This is a genomic window from Thauera sp. SDU_THAU2, assembly GCF_038260575.1.
Taxonomy (GTDB): Bacteria; Pseudomonadota; Gammaproteobacteria; order Burkholderiales; family Rhodocyclaceae; genus Thauera.
In genome coordinates, this window is sequence record NZ_JBBWUN010000003.1 from 764,080 (window position 1) to 781,134 (window position 17,055).

General features: G+C 64.6%; 16 protein-coding genes. 9 read left to right on the forward strand and 7 right to left on the reverse strand.

What is annotated here, in order from left to right; translation table 11 throughout:
* The first annotated feature begins 40 nt into the window (after window positions 1-40).
* Window positions 41-2,179, forward strand: coding sequence for a DUF262 domain-containing protein (locus AAFL97_RS04635; protein ID WP_341643931.1), 2,139 nt, complete (start codon window positions 41-43; stop codon window positions 2,177-2,179).
* Between the two features lie 186 nt (window positions 2,180-2,365).
* On the opposite strand, the gene AAFL97_RS04640 is transcribed toward AAFL97_RS04635, so the two are convergent.
* A complete protein-coding gene (locus AAFL97_RS04640; RefSeq protein ID WP_048705947.1) occupies window positions 2,366-3,400 on the reverse strand; it encodes an IS630 family transposase in 1,035 nt (344 codons plus the stop codon).
* Between the two features lie 57 nt (window positions 3,401-3,457).
* Here AAFL97_RS04640 and AAFL97_RS04645 point away from each other — a divergent pair, with 57 nt between their 5' ends.
* The 5 genes from AAFL97_RS04645 (at window position 3,458) to alaS (ending at window position 8,263) form a co-directional block, all read left to right on the forward strand.
* Window positions 3,458-4,330, forward strand: a complete 873-nt coding sequence (locus AAFL97_RS04645; protein ID WP_341643932.1) for an SIR2 family NAD-dependent protein deacylase — start codon at window positions 3,458-3,460, stop codon at window positions 4,328-4,330.
* Window positions 4,327-4,875, forward strand: coding sequence for a hypothetical protein (locus AAFL97_RS04650; protein WP_341643933.1), 549 nt, complete (start codon window positions 4,327-4,329; stop codon window positions 4,873-4,875). The genes AAFL97_RS04645 and AAFL97_RS04650 overlap by 4 nt, the downstream gene beginning before the upstream one ends.
* Window positions 4,876-4,938: 63 nt before the next feature.
* Window positions 4,939-5,238: a ribbon-helix-helix protein, CopG family gene (locus tag AAFL97_RS04655; RefSeq protein WP_341643934.1), complete on the forward strand. Its 300-nt coding sequence runs from the start codon at window positions 4,939-4,941 to the stop codon at window positions 5,236-5,238.
* The gene (locus tag AAFL97_RS04660) at window positions 5,219-5,635 is read left to right on the forward strand and encodes a type II toxin-antitoxin system VapC family toxin (protein ID WP_341643935.1); all 417 of its coding nucleotides are present in this window, start codon (window positions 5,219-5,221) and stop codon (window positions 5,633-5,635) included. The genes AAFL97_RS04655 and AAFL97_RS04660 overlap by 20 nt, the downstream gene beginning before the upstream one ends.
* 6 nt (window positions 5,636-5,641) lie before the next feature.
* Window positions 5,642-8,263: an alanine--tRNA ligase gene (alaS, locus tag AAFL97_RS04665; protein WP_341643936.1), complete on the forward strand. Its 2,622-nt coding sequence runs from the start codon at window positions 5,642-5,644 to the stop codon at window positions 8,261-8,263.
* A gap of 322 nt (window positions 8,264-8,585) precedes the next feature.
* Here alaS and AAFL97_RS04670 read toward each other — a convergent pair whose 3' ends face one another.
* From AAFL97_RS04670 to AAFL97_RS04680, 3 genes are all read right to left on the reverse strand, one after another.
* Window positions 8,586-9,983: a phosphomannomutase/phosphoglucomutase gene (locus AAFL97_RS04670; protein WP_341643937.1), complete on the reverse strand. Its 1,398-nt coding sequence runs from the start codon at window positions 9,981-9,983 to the stop codon at window positions 8,586-8,588.
* 202 nt (window positions 9,984-10,185) lie between these two features.
* Window positions 10,186-10,386: a zinc-finger domain-containing protein gene (locus AAFL97_RS04675; protein ID WP_263461870.1), complete on the reverse strand. Its 201-nt coding sequence runs from the start codon at window positions 10,384-10,386 to the stop codon at window positions 10,186-10,188.
* 23 nt (window positions 10,387-10,409) lie between these two features.
* Window positions 10,410-11,330, reverse strand: coding sequence for a branched-chain amino acid transaminase (locus tag AAFL97_RS04680; protein WP_341643938.1), 921 nt, complete (start codon window positions 11,328-11,330; stop codon window positions 10,410-10,412).
* Window positions 11,331-11,511: 181 nt separating this feature from the next.
* On the opposite strand from AAFL97_RS04680, the gene AAFL97_RS04685 reads away from it, so the two are divergent.
* Genes AAFL97_RS04685 through mnmA form a run of 3 tightly spaced genes read left to right on the forward strand, consistent with a single transcriptional unit; the run spans window position 11,512 to window position 13,764 of the window.
* Window positions 11,512-11,964 (forward strand): NUDIX hydrolase, encoded by a 453-nt coding sequence (locus AAFL97_RS04685; RefSeq protein ID WP_263461872.1) that lies wholly within the window; start codon window positions 11,512-11,514, stop codon window positions 11,962-11,964.
* Between the two features lie 11 nt (window positions 11,965-11,975).
* Entirely contained in the window at window positions 11,976-12,650 is a 675-nt protein-coding gene (locus tag AAFL97_RS04690) for a hypothetical protein (RefSeq protein WP_341643939.1), read from the forward strand.
* A 16-nt stretch (window positions 12,651-12,666) separates the two neighbouring features.
* Window positions 12,667-13,764, forward strand: coding sequence for a tRNA 2-thiouridine(34) synthase MnmA (gene mnmA, locus AAFL97_RS04695; protein ID WP_341647095.1), 1,098 nt, complete (start codon window positions 12,667-12,669; stop codon window positions 13,762-13,764).
* A 12-nt stretch (window positions 13,765-13,776) separates the two neighbouring features.
* Here mnmA and AAFL97_RS04700 read toward each other — a convergent pair whose 3' ends face one another.
* The 3 genes from AAFL97_RS04700 to AAFL97_RS04710 all read right to left on the reverse strand — a co-directional run bounded on the left by AAFL97_RS04700 (window position 13,777) and on the right by AAFL97_RS04710 (window position 16,990).
* Window positions 13,777-14,715 carry a hypothetical protein gene (locus tag AAFL97_RS04700; RefSeq protein ID WP_341643940.1) on the reverse strand — a complete coding sequence of 313 codons (939 nt, stop codon included), beginning with the start codon at window positions 14,713-14,715 and terminating at the stop codon, window positions 13,777-13,779.
* A 161-nt stretch (window positions 14,716-14,876) separates the two neighbouring features.
* Window positions 14,877-15,329 carry a phosphohistidine phosphatase SixA gene (gene sixA / locus AAFL97_RS04705; RefSeq protein WP_341643941.1) on the reverse strand — a complete coding sequence of 151 codons (453 nt, stop codon included), beginning with the start codon at window positions 15,327-15,329 and terminating at the stop codon, window positions 14,877-14,879.
* Window positions 15,330-15,448: 119 nt separating this feature from the next.
* On the reverse strand, window positions 15,449-16,990 hold the full coding sequence (locus AAFL97_RS04710; RefSeq protein ID WP_341643942.1) for a CYTH and CHAD domain-containing protein: 1,542 nt from the start codon (window positions 16,988-16,990) through the stop codon (window positions 15,449-15,451).
* Window positions 16,991-17,055: the final 65 nt, after the last annotated feature.

A 17,055-nucleotide genomic window follows, 5' to 3' on the forward strand; every position in this document is an offset into this window, starting at 1 on the left:
GATGCGGCGTGCTTGCCGCGTCCGACCCTATGGAGTACGCATGGACGATTCACAAGATCGGGAGTTGAATAAGAAGCTCGACGGGTTGACCGAGGGCGGCCCTATTGCCTTGAGCATCGGGGAGCTGGCCCGCTGGCGTCGCAGGGACAAAGGAAGCCATCCCCGGCTTTGGCTGCCACCGATCCAGCGATCGCTGGTGTGGACGAACGAGCAGATCGTCCGTTATTGGGACAGTCTGCTACGGGGCTATCCGGCCGGATTGATGATGGTCCACAAGGTCGACAAGGTGCAAGCTCAGGGTTACGACGTGGACGGAAACCTCAGAGAAGCTGCACCTGATTCTTATCAACTGTTCGACGGGCAGCAACGCATGGCGGCCATCCTGTTGGGTATGGATGAAGGGCCGTTGAAGAATCATTTACGCCTGTGGGTCGACCTGGGGCAGGGGGGCGAGACGAATGCGGAAATGAAATTCAATTTGCGCATAAGCAGCACAGGCCAGCCTTTTGGCTACCAGGTCCATAAGCCGAACCGGAAATTCAGCATGGGGGAGCGCCAGGATAAATGGGAACAGTGGGGGGAGGAACAAAAATGCCGCACCAGTGCTTTCGAGCAAGTGGAAGGTTCCGATCTGATAAAGCAGGAATGTGCCATCCGTCTGTCCAGTGTGATGCGCCATGTCCTGGACGGAGAGTGGGCAGAATTGAGGGGGGTTCATGAGAAAGTAAGTTCAGAATGGAGGGACAGGCTGAAGGAGTTCAGCGATGCCATCGAAAAAGCAATGGACAGAAAGATCATTGTGCAGTGTGTGCCGGAGGAGATCATTCGGAGTCCTGATGAGTACGTCCGCTTTTTCCAGCGCATGGGGCAGGGCGGTACGCGCCTTTCGGATGACGAGTTGACCTACTCGATTCTGAAGCACCAGTTCCCCGCGATACGAAAAACGATGGAAAAAATCATGAAGGACTCTGGCAGGATCGCTGGCGAGGTCGATCTGGTGCTGGCGGCATTGCGCGTGGCAAGGGCGATGCATCATCCGGAGCGGGGCAAGAAGCCCGTGGATTGGACTGTGATCGGCCGCCCGAATCCATCCTTTGCTTCCCAGCTCAGGGATGAATCCAGATTTGAAGCAACGCGCAAAAAATTCCACAGGATGTTGGTGGATTCGCCGCTCGCATTGACTGGTACCTTGGGGAGACTACGTAAGGCGTTGGAGTACGGCCAAGAGGACCATCCAGGCCTCCCGAAAATCCTGCTTGCCCGCTTGCCAAAGGAACTGCTTGATGTCCTGATTCTGATGGATGAGTGGCATGGTGCCTCTGACTGGGCGGAGGAGGACCGCAGGATACTGACGACCTTCGCTCTCTATTGGCTTTTCTTTGTTGCCAATGACTCGAAGGCTGCCGATCGGGCATTCATGTATTTCACCGAGCACGGCGGGCCATGGAGTCGTGATTCGATAGTTGCGTTGATCAAGCGTTTTGAAGAAGAACACATTGCCCGCTATGTGCCACGTCAACAGCATGTCGGCATCTTGAGGGGCGGTATCTCGAAAGCACAGGATTGCAGCCGCTTGCGGGAATGGAATAAACGCTTCTCCGAGATTGACAACGACTCTGGCGCTGGCGAAAGTCTGCGGGTTCTGTCGACCGATGGGGAACTCATCAAGCGGTCGTTGATGTGGTTGCAACGGCGCTATTTGACAGAGAAGTACGGGGCGTATGATCCGACCTCCATGCGGGATGACGACCTGCCCGTGGATTTGGATCACATCGTGCCACGTGATTATTTCAAATTTCGCTGGGATGAGAATCGTGTGGAAGGCCTGCCTGAACGGGATAGTTTTCGCTGGCGGCGAGAAACGGTCGGAGAGTCGTTGGGTAATTTCCGGTGGTTGGATGCGCGGGAAAACAGAAGAAGAAAAAGCGGTCAGTATGAACCGCTTGAGCTTGAATACAATGCGGACCTTGTCGCAAAAGACGGGCCGTCGTGCGAGAAAATCGCTGGGGAGTGGAATTCAATCATCCCCAGAAAAGAAGATGAAAAAAATTGGAAGTGGACCGCACAAAGGGTGGCCAAATTTCAGTTTCTGATCGATTCTCGTACCCTGGATCTGTATGAGCGCCTGGCTAAAGACAGCGGCATCTGGGATGTTTTTTCAGCGGTGGAACCAGAGTGACTCGTTGCGGCAAGCCATTCGTCGACACGCCGATTCATTCTTTCCAGGTCGTTCATGCCCGGATTAGTCAGTGCAGGTCAATGCGCCGTCGACGAATTCGTACCGGTACGACACATCCTGTCGCAGGTGGCCCATATGATGAGGAAACCATTCAGGGAGAATGTACTAACTTTTCAATAAGTAGAGTCATTCCAGGATATAGCGGCACTCTGGCTGCCTGAAAAATGACTTCACGAGTTCAGGGAGCTTCTGGATGCTGCGCAATGCACCGAGTGCGAGTCGCTTCATCTCCTCGGCACTCTCGACCAACTGGCGCGAAACCTTGCGCTTCACATGAGCCCAGACCGTTTCATCGGGGTTCAGATGCGGCGAGTACGGCGGCAGGTAGAAGAGTTTGAGCTTGCCGTCCAAGCCCTCGACGTAGCTCTTGACCATCTTTGCCTTGTGGATCGGATGACCATCGACGATCAGAAACACCGGCTTCTCGGCATTGACCATCAAGCGCTTGAGGAACTCGACGAACACCTTCGCGCCAACCGAGCCTTCATGCAACATGAATCGAAACTCGCCCTGCGTGCTAACCGCCGAGATCATGTTCAGCGAGAAGCGCCGGCCCGTCGCCTGCACCACCGGCGTCTGGCCCTGCGGCGCCCAGGTCGTGCCGGTGTGGTAATCCGAGCGGATACCCGACTCGTCGCCAAAGTAGATCGTTGCGCCGACCCGCTTGGCTTCGGCGCGGATCGTGGGGTAGGTCTCCGTCTCCCACGTGCGCACCAGCACCGGGTCTTGCTGCCACGCCTGGTAGAGCGGCTTCTGGGCGCTGAAGCCCAGGATCTTCATGAGACGGTGGACCGAGGAGACCGACAACTCCTTCTTGAACTGGCGCTTGATCAGGTGACGGATCAGCGACAGCGTCCACAAGCCGAACTCGAACTTGAACTGCTGCGGGTTATGGTCACGAACGGCATTGGCGATCCACGACAACTCCTCGGCGCTGAGTTTGCTGGGGCGCCCCGGAATCGGCTTGGCCAGCAATGCGTTCTGCCCGCCATTGGCAAAGTCGGCGAGCCACCGGAAAACGCTGCGCTCATTCACGCCATACGCCGCCGCGACGCTTTGCACTGTCTGCCCCTCACGCACTGCTTTGACAGCCTGCTGCCGCATCACCTGCAAGGTGTGATGATCGAGGGCACGGCCGTCGGAAGGTCGTTTGCATTTCATGGGGCATATTATCGCTCACATGACACTACTTACGGGAACGTTAGTAAATCCATGCCCATGCAAGAACAGATCACCCGCGCTGCGCAAATGATTCGGGATGCCGACGCGCTGCTCATTACTGCAGGTGCAGGCATGGGCGTGGATTCGGGCCTGCCTGACTTTCGCGGCAAGGACGGCTTCTGGAACGCTTATCCCGCGCTTGGAAATGCCGGGCTGGATTTCCGGGATGTGGCTTCGCCCTATCTGTTGAGGCGTGACCCGGCGCTGGGCTGGGGTTTTTACGGCCATCGGCTCAAGCTCTACCGCGAAACACAGCCGCACGCGGGTTTTGCGCTCTTGCAGGCGTGGGCTCGCAGGATGAAGCGGGGTGCTTTCGTCGTGACGAGTAATGTGGACGGGCAATTTCAGAAAGCGGGCTACGCGCCGGAGCGAGTGTGCGAAATCCACGGTTCACTGCACCATCTGCAATGCGACAGGAACTGCACCGGGCTCATCTGGAGCGCAGACGAATTTTCGCCGCAGGTGGATGAGGTGAATTGCCGCCTGCTGAACGAGCCGCCGCGCTGCGGGCGTTGCGGCGAGCTGGCGAGGCCCAATGTGCTGATGTTCGATGACTGGAACTGGATTTCCGAGCGAACGGACGCGCAGCGTCGGCGATGGAACGACTGGTTGAAGGGGGTTCAGCGCCCGGTCGTCATCGAATTGGGCGCTGGCCTGGCGATACCCTCCATTCGGCACATCACCGCCCGCGTGTGCAATACCACGGGCGCTCAAGCCATTCGCATCAACCCCGTTGCGCCTGAAATCGATCTGCGCATGGGCGTGGGCCTGCAGATAGGGGCGTTGGCAGCGTTGCAGGCTATTGCGCAAGCCCTGGGCGAGGCGTGGCGCCTGTCCTTTCGGCTCGGCGCGCGAGGGGGCGAGGCATGAAGCGCAGACGTCCGAGGCCGCGATCCGTCCATCCCTTGTGGGCTTGCCTGCGTGCCAGCAGCCTGTGCGCGCCGGATGGTCCGCTCCGGCTTCTGGTCCAGCAGGACGCCGAGGGTGGAATTTCCGCCCGTCTGCCGGGCTTCAATCCGGTGCTGTGGCTGTATGTCCAGTCCATGGACGATGGCCTGGACTATGGTGACCTCAGCCTCGCCGTGGACTGGCAGGGAGAGTGCATCGATTTGCTGGTCAGCCTGGATGCGAAACCGGAGCCTCATGCTGGTGGTTATCGCTGTGCGCTGTGCGAGCCGGACCAGGCGGTATGGCATGCCGACCTGTCTTCCTTCTGGGAGGCGGAACTGTTCGGTCTGTTCGCTCAATGGGCCAGGGAAGAATTGCTGCCCGCGCGCGTGTTGAGCCTGTGGCGTTCGGATGGCGCGTCGTGGGCCAGCCTGCATGGCGAGGCCGATCCGCGCTGGTTCGATAATCCGGCCCTGCTGGCAGTGCTGCCGGTGCGGGATGGGAGTGCCGCGAGGAGGCGCGATTGACTTGCCTGATGTTGAGGCATACGATGCGATACGCTTTGTAATACACCCCCGGATGCCGCACCCATGACCCTGTCGATCCGCCTCGACCCCGAGCTCGAAGCCGAACTGGCGCGGGCTGCCGCCCAGACCGGTCGCAGCAAGAGCGAGTTGGTCAAGGCCGGGCTGCGGGAATACCTCGCCCGCGTGGTGCCGAGAAAGACGCCTTACGAACTCGGCAAGGATCTGTTCGACGGGCCGGCGGAGGACGCGGTCGATCTTGCGGCGCAACGCAAGGAATACCTGGCAGGCAGTGCCGACCTTTCCAGCAAGGAAGCCATCCGCCGTACCATCGTGGAACGTCTGCGTGCAGAGAACGATCGCTGATTCCGGCCCGCTGATCGCGCTTTTCGAGCCGGCGGACAAGCGCCATGGTGTGATGCGGGCTTTCGTCGAGGCCTATCGGGGTGTGCTGCTGACGACATGGCCGGTATTGACCGAGGTCGGGCACCTGCTGGGCCACAGTGTCGAACGGCAGCTCGCCTTCCTGCAATGGGTCGAACGCGGCGGGGTGGATGTGATTCTCCCCGGCGCAGGGGCAGTCGCATTGATCAGGCAGATGAGCGAAAAATATCGCGATCTGCCGATGGACATTGCCGATGGATCGCTTATCGTGCTCGCCATCGAGTCGGGCGTGCGCGACATTCTCACCTTCGATCGGGATTTCGATGTTTACCGGTTTCCGGATCGTTCCCGTTTCAACAATGTATTGATATCCACCTGATCTGAAATGAAAGCCGCCGAAATCCGCGAAAAATTCCTCAAGTTCTTCGAGTCGAAAGGCCACCAGATCGTGGCCTCGTCCTCGCTGGTGCCGCACGACGACCCGACGCTGCTGTTCACCAACGCCGGCATGAACCAGTTCAAGGACGTCTTCCTCGGCTTCGACAAGCGCCCCTACAGCCGCGCCACCACCTCGCAGAAATGCGTGCGCGCCGGCGGCAAGCACAACGACCTCGAAAACGTCGGCTACACTGCGCGCCACCACACCTTCTTCGAGATGCTGGGCAACTTCAGCTTCGGCGACTACTTCAAGCGCGACGCGATCGCCTACGCCTGGGAACTGCTGACCGAAGTCTTCAAGCTGCCGAAGGACAAGCTGTGGGTCACGGTGTATGCCGAGGACGACGAAGCCTACGACATCTGGACCAAGGAAGTCGGCGTGCCCGCCGAGCGCGTGATCCGCATCGGCGACAACAAGGGCGCGCGCTACGCCTCGGACAACTTCTGGATGATGGGCGACACCGGCCCCTGCGGCCCCTGCACCGAGATCTTCTACGACCACGGCCCGCACATCTGGGGCGGTCCGCCGGGATCGCCCGACGAGGACGGCGACCGCTACATCGAGATCTGGAACAACGTGTTCATGCAGTTCAACCGCGACGAGGCCGGCGTGATGCATCCGCTGCCCAAGCCCTCGGTGGACACCGGCATGGGCCTGGAGCGGGTCTCGGCGGTGCTGCAGGGCGTGCATGCCAACTACGAGATCGATCTGTTCCAGGCGCTGATCAAGGCTGCCGCGCGTGAAACTTCGGGTGCCGACATGGATTCGCCGTCGCTGAAGGTGCTGGCCGACCACATCCGTGCCTGTGCCTTCCTGATCGCCGACGGCGTCATTCCGGGCAACGAAGGCCGCGGCTACGTGCTGCGCCGCATCATCCGCCGCGCCATCCGCCACGGCTACAAGCTCGGCGCGCGCGCCGCCTTCTTCCACCGCCTGGTGCCCGATCTGGTCGCCGAGATGGGCGCCGCCTATCCCGAACTGAAGGACGGCGAGCGCCGCATCACCGAGGTGCTGCGCCAGGAAGAAGACCGCTTCTTCGCCACCATCGAAAACGGCATGGCCATCGTCGAAGGCGAACTCGCCGCGATGGAAAAGGCCGGCAACAAGATCTTCGACGGCGGCACCGCCTTCAAGCTGCACGACACCTACGGCTTCCCGCTCGACCTCACCGCCGACATCTGCCGCGAACGTGAAGTGACGGTGGATGCCGCCGCCTTCGACGCCGCGATGGCGCGCCAGAAGGAACAGGCGCGCGCCGCCGGCAAGTTCAAGATGGCGACCAACCTCGAATACGACGGCCCGGCGACCACCTTCCACGGCTACGAGCGCCTGGAGGAAAAGGGCAACATCCTCGCGCTGTACAAGGACGGCGCCGCGGTCAATGAACTGCTCGAAGGCGAAATGGGCGTGGTCGTGCTCGACAACACCCCGTTCTACGCCGAATCCGGCGGCCAGGTCGGCGACCGCGGCGAACTGCGCGCCACCGGCGGCATCTTCGGCGTCGAGGACACACAGAAGATCCAGGCCGCGGTGTTCGGCCACCATGGCGTGGTGCGTACCGGCAAGCTGTCGGTCGGGCAGGGCGTCGTCGCCCGCGTCGATGTCGCCGCCCGTGCCGCCACCGCGCGCAACCACTCGGTCACCCACATCATGCACAAGGCACTGCGCCAGGTGCTCGGCGCCCACGTGCAGCAGAAAGGCTCGCTGGTCGATCCGGACAAGACCCGCTTCGACTTCGCCCACACCGCGCCGATGACGGCCGAGGAAATCCGCGAGGTCGAGGAAATCGTCAACCGCGAAATCCTCGCCAACTCGCCGACCCAGGCCGAAGTGATGGCGCTCGAAGCCGCGCAGCAGTCCGGCGCGATGATGCTGTTCGGCGAAAAGTACGCCGACGAAGTGCGCGTGCTGTCGATCGGCACCTCCAAGGAACTGTGCGGCGGCACCCACGTCGCGCGTACCGGCGACATCGGCCTGTTCAAGATCGTCGCCGAAGGCGGCGTCGCCGCCGGCATCCGCCGCGTCGAAGCGATCACCGGCGAAAACGCGCTGCGCTACGCCCAGGAACAGGAACGCCGCGTACACGGCATGTCGGCGCTGCTGAAAGTGCAGCCCGACGAAGTCGCCGAACGCGTCGCCGGCATCCTCGACAACGTCCGCGCGCTGGAAAAGGAACTCGCCCGCCTCAAGGGCAAGCTCGCCGCCAGCCAGGGCGACGACTTGGCGAACCAGGCGGTCGAAGTCGGCGGCATCAAGGTGCTGGCCGCCATGCTCGACGGCGCCGACGTGCCGACGCTGCGCGACACCATGGACAAGCTCAAGGACAAGCTCAAGACCGCCGCCATCGTGCTGGCCTCGGTCACCGACGGCAAGGTCTCGCTGATCGCGGGCGTCACCGCCGACAGCACGTCGAGGATCAAGGCCGGCGAACTGGTCAACTTCGTCGCCCAGCAGATCGGCGGCAAGGGCGGCGGCCGGCCGGACATGGCCCAGGCGGGTGGTACCCAGCCGGAGAGCCTGCCGGCGGCGCTGGCGGGAGTCAGGGAGTGGGTGAGCGGGAAGCTCTGACGGGGTGATGGATTAGTGAGAAACGGCCGGAAGGGAGAGTGTCCTTCCGGCCGTTTTGTTTTATCGTGAGCTTTTATCCGACGTATAAATTTCGGGTGCCAACGCCAGCCATAACTGGGCCCGAAAGGCGGGGCGTAGCGTAGCTATTTGGGGTCCGAGTTTATGGAATTATTACCCGATCGTTGCGGTGCCAACCTGTGGCTGAACGTGGCAGGGATTACGATGCTGACCACAGAGTCACCTGAGCATGAAAAAGCCCCGCACTGGTTGGAGCCAGTGCGGGGGCGACAGGAGGGGTGTTGCAGCGGGAAAGGGCAGTGCCTCAGAACGGCAGCGCCAGCCCCGGCCACACGCCTTCGATGGCGCGGCGGAAGTCGGCCTGGATGCGCGCCAGCGCTTCGGCGCTGTCGGCCTCGAAGCGCAGCACGACCACCGGCGTGGTGTTGGACGGCCGCGCCAGGCCGAAGCCGTCGGCGTATTCGACGCGCACGCCGTCGAGGGTGATGACTTCCTGGGCGTCGTCGAAGCGGGCGGCTTCCTTCAGCCGCTTCACCAGCTCGAAGGGTTCGCCCTCGTTCATCTTCAGGTTCAGTTCGGGGGTGCTGATCGAGTCCGGCAGCGCCTTCAGCGCGGCGTTGGCGTCGGCGCGGGCGGACAGGATCTCGAGCAGGCGGGCGCCGGAATAGAGGCCGTCGTCGAAGCCGAACCAGCGCTCCTTGAAGAACATGTGGCCGCTCATCTCGCCGGCCAGCGGCGCGCCGGTTTCCTTGAGCTTGGCTTTCACCAGGGCGTGGCCGGTGTTCCACATCGTCGGCTTGCCGCCGCGCTCGCGGATCCAGGGGGCGAGCTTGCGGGTGCATTTGACATCGAAGATGATCTCGCCGCCGGGCACGCGGCTCAGCACGTCCTCGGCGAACAGCATCAACTGGCGGTCGGGGTAGATGATTTCGCCGTCCTTGGTCACCACGCCGAGGCGGTCGCCGTCGCCGTCGAAGGCGAAGCCGAGTTCGGCGTCGGTGTCGCGCAGCGCGCGGATCACGTCCTGCAGGTTCTCCGGCTTGGACGGGTCGGGGTGGTGGTTGGGGAAGCTGCCGTCGACTTCGCAGAACAGTTCGACCAGTTCGCAGCCGAGGCGGCGGAACAGCGCCGGTGCGATGTTGCCGGCGACGCCGTTGCCGCAGTCGATGACGATCTTCATCGGCCGCGCCAGCTTCACGTCGCCGACGATGCGTTCGACATAGGCTTCGGTCACGTCCGCGGTGCGCAGTGCGCCGGGCGCGGCGGCGCGGACGAGGTCGTCGTCGGCGATGCGGGTGCGCAGGGCCTGGATCATGTCGCCGTACAGGGTCTGGCCGCCGAGCACCATCTTCAGGCCGTTGTAGTCGGGCGGGTTGTGGCTGCCGGTGACCGAGACGCAGGAGCCGCAGCCGAGGTGGTGGGCGGCGAAGTAGGTCAGCGGCGTCGGCACGCAGCCGATGTCGATGACGTCCACGCCGGCGGCGCGGATGCCGTCGGCCAGCGCGCCGGCCAGCGCCGGGCCGGACAGGCGGCCGTCGCGGCCGACGGCGATGGCCTGCTGGCCGCGGGCGACGGCTTCGGAACCGAGCGCGTGGCCGATGGCGCGTACCGCGTCCGGCGTCAGCACGGTGTCGACGATGCCGCGGATGTCGTAGGCCTTGAAGATTTCGGGGGCGGGCAGGGCGTGGCGGTTCGAGGTCATGGATGAGGCTGCGTGGATTGGACGAAGCCGGCATTGTATGCCGTGTGGGCTTGCCGGTCAGGCGGCGCCGTCGAGGCAGGATGTTTCAGGGTGCGTGCGAATCCGCGGCGTGGCCGAAAAAGAACAGGGGGCGGATACCCGGCGGTATCGGCCCCCTCGTCGTCCTCGGCGCCGCGCGGCCGGAACCGTGCGGCGAGTGGGCTCAGTGATGGCCCTTGGGATGCTCGCCGGTGAAGATGTAGTGTGCGCTACAGTAGGGGCATACGGCTTCGCCGGTCTTCAGCACGTCGAGGAAGACGCGCGGGTGGCGCGCCCACAGCGGCGCGCCCGGCGGCGGGCAGTGCAGCGGCAGGTCCTTGGCGGTGATGGCGACGGCCTGGGTCTTGTCGGTGTTCTCGACCATGGATGGGTCCTCTTGCGTGGAGATCAGACGTAGGCGAGCCAGTGCTCGTATTCCGGCGCACGGCCATTGACGATGTCGAAGAAGCGGGCCTGCAGCCTGGTCGTGACCGGGCCGCGCTTGCCTTCGCCGATGATGCGGTCGTCGAGTTCGCGGATCGGCGTGACTTCGGCCGCGGTGCCGGTGAAGAAGGCTTCGTCGGCGAGGTAGACGTCGTCGCGGGTCAGGCGCTTGGAGCTGAACTCGTAGCCGAATTCGCGCGCCACGGTGATGATCGAGTCGCGGGTGATGCCGGTCAGCGCCGAGGCGATCTCGGGTTCGTAGATCCTGCCGTCCTTGACGATGAACAGGTTCTCGCCCGCGCCTTCGGCGACGAAGCCCTGGTTGTCCAGCAGCAGCGCCTCGTCGTAGCCCATCTTGGTGACTTCGAGGTTGGCGAGGATGGAGTTGGGGTAGGTGCCGGCGAGCTTGGCGCGCGGCATCGTCGAGTTGACGTGGTGGCGGGTGTAGGACGAGGTCTTGACGCGGATGCCCTTCTCCAGGCCGTCCTCGCCGAGGTAGGCGCCCCACGGCCAGGCGGCGATGGCGACGTGCACGGTCGAGCCGCGGGTGGAGATGCCCATCTTTTCCGAGCCGTAGAAGGCCAGCGGGCGCAGGTAGCAGGATTCGAGCTTGTTGGCGCGCACGACCTCCTTCTGCGCTTCCATGAGTTCATCCTTGGAGTAGGGGATGTCCATCATGTAGATCTTGGCGGAATTGATCAGGCGCTGGGTGTGTTCGGCGAGGCGGAAGATGGCCGTGCCCTTGGCGGTGTTGTATGCGCGGACACCTTCGAAGACGGCCAGACCGTAGTGCAGGGAATGGGTCAGCACGTGCGTGGTCGCTTCGCGCCACGGAACGAGCTTGCCGTCTTGCCAGATGAAACCGTCGCGATCAGCCATGGACATGATTGGGTTCTCCACCTCAGGAAAGTTGATTCGGCAGCCCGCGTCCGGCGGGCGGAACCCGTGGATTCTAGCGCAAAGGCAGGGGCTGCGAACGCCACTTTATGCGGGTGAAAGCCTTGCGGCGGTGGGGAAAGCTGCCGGCGCGCGCTAGAATGCCGGCCTGTCGTCGAAGGAGCAGGCCTTGATCGATCGCGAGTGGAAACCCAATGTCACCGTCGCTGCCGTCATCGAGCGGGACGGCCGCTTTCTGCTGGTCGAGGAACATACGCCCGACGGACTGCGCTTCAACCAGCCCGCGGGCCATCTGGAGCGCGGCGAATCGCTGCTGGAGGCGGTGGCGCGCGAGGCGCTGGAAGAGACCGCGCACCGTTTCGTGCCCGAGTACCTGGTCGGCATCTACCAATGGACGCGGCCGCAGGGCGATGTCACCTATCTGCGCTTCGCCTACGGCGGCCGGCTGGAGGGCGAGGAGGCCGGGCGCAGCCTCGACGACGGCATCGTGCGCGCGGTGTGGATGACGATCGACGAGGTGCGCGCCACCGCCGGCCGCCATCGCAGCCCGCTGCTCCTGCAGTGCATCGAGGACTGGCTGGCGGGGCAGCGCCACCCGCTGTCCTTGCTGCGGCACTACTGATCCGGCGGAGCATGCACGGCATCTGCCTGGCGATCCTGCTGGCTGTCGCGGGCCTGGCGCAGGCCGCGACGGGCGCGCAGGCAGCGGACGCGGAAGTCGGCATCTGCTACGGCTACGGCTGTGCGCACGAGGGGGTGGCGCGCTACGGCGCGGCCGAGCTGGCGAATCTGGCCGCGCGGCTGGACAGGGCACGGAGCGCGGCGGCGGAGCGCGCCCTGCTCGGCGAGGCGGTGGGCCGGCTGTATCGCGTGGCCGGCCGGCAACTGCCGGTGGGCGCGGATCGCGGCGGCAATTATCTCGATGGCGGCGTCGAAGGCCGCATGGACTGCATCGACCATTCGACTTCGACGACCCGCCTGCTGAAGCTGCTGGAGTCGCGCGCTGCGCTGCGCTTTCACCGGGTGCTCGAGCCCGAGCGGCGCTCCTGGCTGATCTTCCAGCATTTCAGTGCGGTGATCGAGGAACTGACGCCGGCGGAGCGCATCGAGCGGCTGCCGCCGGGTTCGGCGCTGGCGCGCTGCAACTGCACGGAAGACGGGATGATCGTCGAAGGCCCGGACGGTGCCGAAGCGCCCAGTCCGGGCGAACGTTATGCGGTCGACAGCTGGTTCGTCGACAATGGCGAGCCGGCGGTGGTGCTGCCGCTTGCCGAATGGCTCAATGGAGGTGGACCGAATGTCCAGTAAGCAGGATGGAAACGGCATGAAGGTGGTCGTCGGCATGTCCGGCGGCGTGGATTCGTCGGTGACGGCGCTGCTGCTGAAGCAGCAGGGTTTTGATGTGACCGGCCTGTTCATGAAGAACTGGGAGGACGACGACGATTCCGACTACTGTTCGACGCGGCAGGACCTCGTCGATGTGGCTTCGGTCTGCGACGTGATCGGCATCGATCTGGAAGTCGTCAACTTCAGCACCGAATACAAGGACCGGGTGTTCGCCGACTTCCTGCGCGAATACGAGGCCGGGCGCACGCCGAATCCGGACGTGCTGTGCAACTCCGAGATCAAGTTCCGCTGCTTCCTCGACCACGCCATGCAGCTGGGCGCCGAGCGCATCGCCACCGGCCACTATGCCCAGGTGCGTGAATGGAACAACGACGGCCGCAGGGAATACCAGTTGCTGAAGGCCGAGGACGGCACCAAGGACCAGAGCTATTTCCTCTATCGCCTGAACCAGCAGCAACTGGCGAGAACCCTGTTCCCGCTCGGCACCCTGTACAAGCGCGAAGTGCGCCGCATCGCCGAGCAGGCGGGCCTGCACGTCGCCGCCAAGAAGGACTCGACCGGCATCTGCTTCATCGGCGAGCGGCCCTTCCGCGAATTTCTGATGCGCTATCTGCCGACGCAGCCGGGCGAGATCCGCTCGCTCGACGACGAGCGCGTGCTGGGCGAGCACCAGGGCCTGATGTACCACACCATCGGCCAGCGCAAGGGGCTGCACATCGGCGGCATCAAGGGCAACCAGGACGAGGCCGGCGAGCACGAGGCCTGGTACGTGGCGAAGAAGGACGTGAAGGCCAACGTGCTGTACGTGGTGCAGGGGCATGAGCACCCGGCGCTGCTGCGCGACCGCCTGGTGGCGACCGATCTCAACTGGATCGCCGGCCGCGATCCGCACACCAACTGGGTGTATACCGCCAAGCCGCGCTATCGCACGCCCGACATGCCGTGCGAGATCGACCGTATCGCCGACGGGCGCGCCGAGATCGCCTTCGCCCAGCCGCAGTGGGCGCTGACGCCGGGGCAGAGCGTGGTGGTCTACGAATCCAAGGTCTGTCTCGGCGGCGGCATCATCGTCTGACGCCGGTCGCGCTCAACAGGACATCGGCCCGGCCAGCCGCGGCCGGCCCCGCTGGTGCGCCCTGGCGGCGAAGGCTTCGCAGCGTTCGATGAACTCGCGCGTGCTCTTGGGCATCGGCACGCGTGCGCGGGTGATGTAGGTGACGAGGTCGCGGCCCTGCAGCAGCAGGCCGTGTCCGTCGGTGGCCAGTTGCCGCTCGGCCGCGCTGATACCGTGCGACAGCCGCGGCGAGAAGGCGGCGAGCTCTTCGGAGGCGACGACGAAGTCCGCCCACACGTCGAAGATGTCCGGGTCGGTGCGAAGCGTCTCGCACTTGATCTTGGCGGCGTCGGCGAAGCGGGCGATGGCGGGCTGGATGCCTTCGTACAGCGGGGTGGCGGAAAGGGTGGCCGACATCGTCTCGGACAGGAGGTCGATGTCGCGCAGCGTCTGCGCGATCTTGATGACGCGGCTGTCGTAGAAGGCCTCGACCGGAATCGAGAAGGCGCGGAAGGGCTCGCCCCACAGTTCGTCGATGCCTTCCTCGCCGCTGCGATGCAGTACCAGCTTGCCCAGGCTCAGCGCCTCCTGCAGGCAGAAGCCGCATTCGCGCATCAGCGCATTGTCGGTCTCAATCTCGATGCCGAGTTCCTGCAGCTCGACCAGCTTGGTGAAGATGTCGGTGGCGCGGTTGAACAGCGCGCCGGCGAGCATCGCGCCCTTGACCCGCTTGCGCGCCGGGTCCTGCTCGGCTTCATAGGTCTTGCGGGCATCGTTCAGGCGCTTGCCGGGGATGTTGATGCCGTGCTCGACGTGGTTGAACAGCCTGCGCGTCAGCGCCTGGATGAGCTGTTTCTTGGCCTTCAGCGAATTGGCCGGCGGATCGTAGACCTTGATCCAGTAGCCGTCACAGAAGATGCGGCGGACGCCATCGACGAGGGCGACGGTGCCGTTTTCGGTAGGAGCGCTCATGACCAGCCCGACCTTTTGGCTTGCGGATGGAAAAAACACGGCCTGCCTGGACGGGGTGCCGTCCGGGCAGGATGCGCAGTCTTGCGCAATGTGCTGCAAAGCACAAGCCTTGCCGTCGCGCGACGTGCTCGAACGGGGCGGTGGACCGGTCCGGACAGGCGTCAGATGAGGTCGGCCGGGATGACCGCGCGCAGCACGGTCTGGGTCTCGTTCTCGCGCACGCGGTTGGTGAACCACCACAGCGCGCCTTTCTTGATCGTCCAGTCGGCTTCCTGGCCCGACAGCAGCAAGGCGGCGAGGCGGCCGAGCGAGGGCTGGTGGCCGACGACCAGGGCGGCGCCGCTGGCGTCCGGCCAGCCGGTGGCGGCGAGGATGTCGGCGACGTTGCCGTCCGGCCCGAGGCCGTTGACGATCTCGAAGTCGTCGGCGAAGGCGCTGGCGGTCTGGCGGGTGCGCACGGTCGGGCTCACCAGCACGCGCATGCGCTTGGGGTGGTTTTCCGCCAGCCACGCCGCCATGCGGCGGGCCTGCTTGTGGCCGCGCTGGGTCAGCTCTCGCGTGTGGTCGGGCGTGCCGTCGGCCGCTTCGGCGTGGCGCCAGAGCAGGAGGTCCATTTGCTTCTCCATCGGATCGGGGGCCTGCATGATGTCCTCATTCTGTTGCAGGCCGATGACACGGTCCGGCGGCCCGGCGGCCCCGCCGGCTTCGCGATCCGGCAGGCCGTCTGCGCCGCCTACCACGGCGTCTTGCCCCACAGCACCGGCTCGGCGGCCTGCAGCACGCCGCGCCGCAAGCCGGCGTAGCGCGGCGCATGCCAGCCCAGCACGAAGGCGGTGGCGGCCTGCAGCGAGGCGTCGGCCGCGGCCCAGCCGAGCAGGCGCGTGCGTGCGATGTCGACGTCCTGCAGGAAACCCAGCGTGCCCAGCGCGTCGACCAGGGTTCCGCGGTAGCGCGCAACCGCCTTGGCGGGGAACAGCGGGGCGAAGAACTCGATGCCGTAGCGCAGTTGCTTGAAGCCGATGCGCAGCATGTGCAGTTGTACCGGCTCGAGCGCCGAGGCCGTTTCGAACTGGCGCCGCGCCCGCTTGCGCAGGCGCGCCAGGCGCAGGCGGGCGAAAGTGCGGAGATCGGCGGCATCGACCAGGTTGTTGCCCTGTAGGTGCAGCAGTCCGGCGCTGAGCTCGAGCAGCAGGCGGCCCTGCGTGGCCATGTCGAGCGCCCTTTCCGCGCTCTGGTATGCCGTGTCGCGGGCCTGCGCGGCGGTTTGCAGCAGGCTGGCCATCGATGCCTCGTCGGCCAGGCCTTCCGGCGTGACCGGTACGAGCAGTTCGTGATGGAGGACGTCGAGGTCGCGCGCATCGCCGAAGCGCTTGGCATTTTCGCGCAGGCGGGCGTTCCACCGGCCGGTGAATTCGGCCGGCAGCGCGGGGGCGAACAGCTTCAGCAGCGCACGCAGGCGGCGCTGGGCGACGCGGAGCTGGTGGATGAAGTCGGCGTGGACCGCGTCCGTACCGTCGGCTGCCCCGGTGTCCGGCAGCAGGGCCGCGGCATTGGCCTGCCATTGGCGCACGCAGCCGAAAGCCAGGCGGCGGAAGGCGTCGACCACGTTGTCGCCTGGCTGGATGTCTGAGGCCTCGGCCCGTGCAGCGCTGAGCGGCGTGCCGAGAAACAGGCGGTAGCCGCGCTCGGCCTTGGAAACGTCGGCCGGCATCAGCGGCAGGGTCTGCGCCAGCTCACAGGCCAGCGCGAACAGGTCCTCGGCCTGGCCGTGCTCGAGTTCCAGCTCCAGTTCGCAGATCGGCGCCTGGCGTTCGACGCCTTCGGGCGTCGTCACCCGGACTTCGCCGGTGTCGATCATCAGCAGGATGCTCGTATCGTCACGCAGGCTCAGGCGGCGCGTCTCGCGGCGGAAGCGGGTGGTGAATACCGGTACCAGCGCGCCGGCATGGCGGTTCAGCAGCTTCGCGGCGTTCGGGGCATCGACCTGCGAGAAGTCGAAGCTGCCCGAGTAGGGCTGTTCCCATTCGGGGCGCTGCGACAGGCCGCCGCTCGACACCGCGGCGCATTTCACCGTCTGCAGCCAGTTGCGGCCCTGGCGGCGGGTGCGCACGGCGACCTTGTGCGCCTTGAGCTGCAGCCGCGGGGTGTCGTAGTAGGTGTTGTCCAGGGTCACGGTGTTGCCGAGCTTCTCCGCGCCGGCGACCAGCGGATGGCGGCGCAGCGCGGCGAGGGCGCGCTTCGGCAGGGCAAGTTTCAGCTCGATTTCCTGGCTCATGGTGCTTTGTTCGGATGAAGAGGTCCGGATTCTAGTCATCCGCCCGAAGGGCGTCATGCATGCTT